5 protein-coding genes are annotated in these 5,726 nt (G+C 61.6%); 1 reads left to right on the forward strand and 4 read right to left on the reverse strand.

The window, feature by feature from the left end; all coding sequences use genetic code 11:
• The first annotated feature begins 969 nt into the window (after positions 1-969).
• A complete protein-coding gene (locus tag WA317_RS15805) occupies positions 970-1,977 on the forward strand; it encodes a hypothetical protein (protein ID WP_425173930.1) in 1,008 nt (335 codons plus the stop codon).
• Positions 1,978-2,291: 314 nt separating this feature from the next.
• Here WA317_RS15805 and WA317_RS15810 read toward each other — a convergent pair whose 3' ends face one another.
• From WA317_RS15810 to WA317_RS15825, 4 genes are all read right to left on the reverse strand, one after another.
• A complete protein-coding gene (locus WA317_RS15810) occupies positions 2,292-2,645 on the reverse strand; it encodes a hypothetical protein (RefSeq protein WP_425173926.1) in 354 nt (117 codons plus the stop codon).
• Positions 2,646-2,692: 47 nt separating this feature from the next.
• A complete protein-coding gene (locus tag WA317_RS15815) occupies positions 2,693-4,183 on the reverse strand; it encodes a molybdopterin-dependent oxidoreductase (RefSeq protein ID WP_425173927.1) in 1,491 nt (496 codons plus the stop codon).
• Between the two features lie 16 nt (positions 4,184-4,199).
• Entirely contained in the window at positions 4,200-4,697 is a 498-nt protein-coding gene (locus WA317_RS15820) for an oxidoreductase (protein WP_425173928.1), read from the reverse strand.
• A gap of 190 nt (positions 4,698-4,887) precedes the next feature.
• Positions 4,888-5,726, reverse strand: an 839-nt coding sequence (locus tag WA317_RS15825; RefSeq protein ID WP_425173929.1) for a glycoside hydrolase family 15 protein, incomplete at its 5' end; no start/stop codon positions are given.

The following is a 5,726-nucleotide window of genomic DNA, read 5'->3' on the forward strand; positions in this document are numbered from 1 at the left end:
GCTCAAATGGCCATCGGTACGCGCTACCCGTCGTTCGAAGACGGCGGCGGCGGTCCGGGTGCTTTGGCGGGTGACGATGCCGATGATCACGATCTTGTGGTGTACCCGCCACCAGAGGCACCAAACGAGTGGCGTTGCTACTTCACCGAATTTGTCTGTCTCAGAGTCTATTACAGCCGCCCAATAAGTCGGTTTTTACTGCCGAATGCCCCGATGTTCTCACTGGTTCACGAAACACCTGTAAAAACAGTGCGATTCGCTGCCCACGCTGGTCGATGACGGACCCTAGCCGACCGGCGAGTGCAACGGAAATGGCAAGAAGCGCACGCATCAACAACACCTGTGCTGCTTAACCTCCGAGTCGATGCTCAACGTTTCACGGCGGCCTCCCCGCGCTTACCTCAGTGGTTGCGGTCAGGTTTGAATGACGAAGACAATCATCGGTTTGACCGCTACGAAATTTGCCTGCGCGCAAATAGTCACGCGTGCCGCACAAGTCGATTGGTACCAGTACATTGCAAGCAACCGGGCGACCGACGGCTTGAGTTGAAGTAAAACGCATAGGGCACTCCTCATCGACAGCGCACTACCGGCGCATCGAAAAGAAAACTGCCGCGCCCTACTTCTTTAAAGGCTGGCTATCTCTCTGTCTAGCAGAAGAGTGACTGGTCTGTCCAGCGGCCGAACTGCACTATACGATCGGTCCATGACAACCCTACGACCTCTCGGGCACCAAATCCGAGATACCCGCGCGCAGAGGCGAAGTCAGGACCGACGTTCACCTCGTTACCGGCAAGGCATCCTGCACCGAGGTGCCGACAATCGTTCAGCCGCGGTTACCGCGGTGGAGGTGTGGCCGGGCAGCTACCGGGGTACTGCACCGACGGAGTAACGGTGAAAGGAAGTCGAGCGATCGTGGCCATCAGTACGGGCCGTCAGAAATCGCCGCAGCGGCGTTGGTGTCTTCCCATAGTCGCCAGTGTCATTGCCGCTGCAGGGTGTTCAGCGCCAGGGACGTCGGTGGAGACCACACCAGAGGTCGTCGTGAGCAAAGTCGGTGCGATACTGCGTGGCCCGGTGTGGTCGTACGGCACCAACGCACTTATCGGGCTCACCCAGGACAGTCGGCTTGCTGAGATCACCGATCCGCTCAGCCCCGAACACGCCAAGACGCGCCTTTCGACGCCGATGGCGCTTGGGCGCAATCTACAGATAAGTCGAAAAGACGATCGGCACGTCCTGGTGCCCCAGCCTGAGCGGGGTAAAGTGGCGATCGTCGACATGGGCACACTTGGCGAAGTTGACGAGTTCGACGCGGGGCCCGCTCCCGCATATCTCGCCGAAGACGCCGGCATGCGGGTGCTGCTCGCACTGTCGGCGGACGGGTTGTCGGTGACCCCGGTCGACCAGTATGGCTTTCGGAAGTTGCCGACAGCCAGAATCACCGGAGACCCCGCCGACAGGATCGACGGAGCCAACCGCGGGCGCGACATCGAATACCACCTCTACGGACCATCCGGGATCCGCTACTACAAGGGCACATCGTCCCCGCCCGAGCAACGCGGCTCGCTCAGCATGCATGTCGCGGTCTCGGCCGGTGATGGCGCCGAAGTGACGCGCAGTTACGTTGCAAGTCCTAACAGCGAAACCCTGTATGCCGTCGGCGCACGGCGCGGCGGACAGGGATTAGCGGTGCTGGGATCTACCCGACTGCCGTCACCGATTCGCGCACTAGGCACCGACGACACCCGGATCTACGCCGCGACTGACCAGGAGGTGGTGACGCTCGAGACCGACAGCTTCACCGGCTACCCGCACAACGACGTCCCGGTGCTTCGGACCACCAACTACCGAACAAGTCTGCCTCCGGCAATCCAATCGGCGCCGCTGTCGGGTATGGCTGTTGGTCCGCACCGGGTGTATCTCACTTTGGTCGGTACACCGTATCTGGTCAGCGTCGCAAAGCCGCACCTGTGAACAAGGAGGACAAGTGAACGCGGCACAGAAGCAGAACCGCGTATCGGTCAACATCGACGACGACGTGGCATGGCTGACCGAACAGGTCAACGCTCTCAAGGAACTAGGCCGCAAGGACGAGGTCGGCGAAGAGGAAAGCTACGACGTCAGCATCAGGTGGGGCACGGCGCTTGCGGGGCGGCTCCGGCGACTGGTCCACTACAGTTCCCTGGGCCGGCTAGACGAAGCCGACGAGCACCGATATCAAGCGCTGTGCGAGGAACTGCGCGGGTTGTCAGACTTAATCGACCGATTCGGATTTGCTCGACCGATGTTCACCGATTCGCCACCGGCGTCGGCAACGCGCCACCGGGGGCCGAGGCGCGCCAGGTCGCGGCTCGGGCTTCTCCGCCGCGGCCGCGCAGAAACTGGCTCTCCGGCAACGTGATCGCGGTTCTCGGCTTGGGGCAATCACGGTTGCGGCACCTCAACGCCACCATGTACGCGTCGTCGTCCTCGTCGAGAAAGAGATAGCCAAGATACAGTGCGTGACCCACGTCGAAATCGGTGCCGCCGCAACCCTCGCAGTGGCCGCCCTTTACGGCGACGTGCTCGAGAACACAGTCGCGTTCGGCGCGGTCCAAGTTGACCAGCTCAGGTCGAACGCTCACATTGTCGGCGGGAGTCATCGCGCCGCACCTCCTCATCGCTCCGCTCTGCATCGTCGCCGGCGCGGTCAAATCTCTACGTCTTTGGCGTAGTAGACGTTGTCCTCGCGCCACCCTCCCAAACCCGCGCCGATGCCAGCGAAGTCGTCGATGAACTCGATCTGGTTGATCCACTTGGCCATCTTGAAGCCGACCTGGGTCTCCACCCGCAATCTCAATGGTGCGCCATGCTTGATCGGTAATGGCTTGCCGTTCATCTCGTAGGCCAGCAGAGTCTGCGGCTTGTAGGCGAGTTCGAGATCCATCACCTCGTAGAACTGTCCTCCGCCGTGCGAGGCCGGCTCGTCGGTGCTGTTGTCCTGCATGGTCAGAAAGCAGATGTAGCGCGCCTGCGGCAGCGGCTTCACCAGCTCCACCAAGCTGCTTAAATGAACACCGCTCCACTGGCCAATGCTCGTCCAACCCTGCACGCAGTTATGCATCGTGCGCTGCGTCTCCGGTTCGGCCAGTGAACGCAGCGCCGCCAGGTCTAAAGTCACCGGGTTCTCCACCAGCCCGCCGACGCGCAGCCGCCAGTCGACGAAGTTGTGCACCGCCATCACCTTGTAGGCGGTGGCTGTCGGGGGTTTTCCATTGACCCGATGCTGTTCGGACAGCTTCTTTACCGGATAATTCTGTCGTGAGTTCAACGGACGCAACAGGGCCAGCCGAACGGGACTGATCACCGCCTCGAGCACCCGGCGAACAGAAGTGGGATTGCGCAGGCTCCACACCGTCGCAACCACATGGATCGAGACGATCGCCCCGATGATGATGAATGACCAGGCGGTAGCCCAGTTGATGTTGCGAACGGAGCCGAAAATCATCGAGGCGTTGAGCCGGCCCCAGCCCCAGAAGAAGACCATCGACAAGTGGATGAGGATGAATCCCAGGAAAGCGACGAGACTCAAGAAATGCAGACTGCGCGCCCACTGCCGTCCGCCCCACATCTGCACATACCACGGGAACCGCGCCTCGACCGCCGGTGACTGGGCTGCCCCGGTGAGAATTTGGAACGGCGCCAGCACAAACACCACACCCGCATAGGTCAGTTTCTGCATGGCGTCCAGCGGTTCGCCTGGCAGCAGAGGTGGCAGGTTGAACGTCATGTAGGTAACGATGTCATCCCAGGCTTCGGTGAAGATCGACCAGGAAGAGGGCCAGTACCGGTGCCACTGGCCGGTCGCGAACAGCAACATGTAGTACGAAAAGCCGACCAGTATCCACCCGATTACCGCGAAGAAGTGCCAATGGCGCCCGATACCCAGCTGAGCGTGACCGGGTAGCGAGAAGAGCGGATGGTAGTCCTCTTCTTCATCGAGGGTGTCGAACAGCCTGTCGCGCGGCATTACTTTTCGGGTGAAACGTGCCCACTCTGTACCCGGCCTGCTGTTGTCGTCCCAGTACAGCTTGGGATGGGTGGAGAGGATCTCGATTCCGCTGCGCAACAGCAACGTCAGGAACAGCACGTTGAGCCAGTGGTCGATTCGCAGCCACACCGGATAGTCAAGTGTTGTCATGTCTTCGCTGCCCCGTCTAGTCTTCCCAGCCCTGCCGGTCAGGATAAGCCACGTTGATGCGCAGAAGCACCGACATGTGCAGGGCGACGAAGGCTCCTGCGAAGGCGAGTGCGAACGTCCCGGGCGCGAAGTCCCAGCGTCCTGTCACCGCCGCCAGCCCCCGCAAACTGATCACGCGGCTTGCCAGATAGATCCCGGTGAAAAGCACTGCGAGCAGATCACCGAGAAACCAACTCAGCTGCGGCACACGCGGACCGAGCCTGAACCACATGCCGCCTGCTATCACGAGGCATCCGGCGGTCAGTAGCGCGGAGTAAACCTTGAAGTACATCGGCACCCCGGTCTCGGTGGTCGCGACGTAGGTATGTGCCGCGGCGATAAAAATTAGTAAAAAACTTCCTAGCGCGGTGACCATCCTCGGCAGGTCGAAGGCAACATAGCCCTTCAAACGAAGCCAGTTGTACACCCAGCTGCTCTTCCACAGCTCAACAAGCATCTTGTCGACCGCAGCCACCGCTCAAGCCTACCTCGCGGCGTGCGGCGGAAACCAGCAACTGCTACTCCTTGAGGGGCATGGGTTATGACCACAGTCATCTTGTGAGCCGCCGGGTCATCTTGTGAGTCAATTTGCGCCGCGGCCAACCCATCATGCCGTCCGCGGCCAGGAACAAATTACTGCTCAGATCCGCTGGCACGGCGAGAAGTCACCCAGTTCCAGCGCCGACCGGAGGACCGTACCCGTCCGAAAGGCGATGCGCTGCCTCGAACAACAAGGCATGTACGAAAGCCTGCGGCAAGTTGCCGCGCAGTTGACGCTGCCGAATGTCGAATTCCTCGGTGAACAGGCCGGGCGGACCGCACGCGGTGCGGTTGCGCTCGAACCAGCGGACGGCTGCTAGATCGTTGCCCTGCTGGTGGTCCGCCAGCGCCATCAGGAAGCCGCACAACAGGAAGGCTCCTTCGGCATCGCCTAGCGGGCGCTCGTCGGGTCGAAATCGATAAACGAACCCGTGCCGGCCGAGTTCGGCTCGTACCGCCTCTACCGTGGCCATGCTGCGCGGATCGTTGGCCGGCAACGCCCCGCGGATCGCGGGCAGCAGCAACGCCGCGTCAATCCGCGAATCATCCGGTGATCGTTGCCATCGACCAGATGGATGCAGGCAGTCCCGATCGGTCTCGCTGACCAGGCGATCGGCCAGTCGCTGCCATTGGGCGCCCTGCTGTGTCGGCGCCGTTTCGCTGATGCGTCGTAGTCCGGCCGCACAGATGAGTCGGGAATGCGCCCAACGCCGGTCGTCCACTTCCCAGATGCCGGCATCCGGCTGGCGCCACCGTTTTTCGATGGCCCGAACCAACGTCTGCGCGGCGCGCCAATGCGTGCTGTCGAGGCGGTCCAGGCGAGCCGCCGAAGCCAGCAGTAGCAGCGCTTCACCGAAGGCGTCGAGCTGGAATTGGTCGGTCACCCAATTGCCCGTCTTCACTGCCGCGCCGGGATAACCGGACAGATCCAGGTCCGCTTCGCCGGGCACGACGTCGCCGGTAA

The sequence above is a fragment of the Mycobacterium sp. genome (assembly GCF_049802695.1).
Lineage (GTDB): Bacteria > Actinomycetota > Actinomycetes > Mycobacteriales > Mycobacteriaceae > Mycobacterium.

Coding starts and splice junctions, on each gene's coding strand:
- WA317_RS15815 (WP_425173927.1), bottom strand. CDS start 4,183: ATGACAACACTTGACTATCCGGTGTGGCTGCGAATCGACCACTGGCTC.
- WA317_RS15810 (WP_425173926.1), bottom strand. CDS start 2,645: ATGACTCCCGCCGACAATGTGAGCGTTCGACCTGAGCTGGTCAACTTG.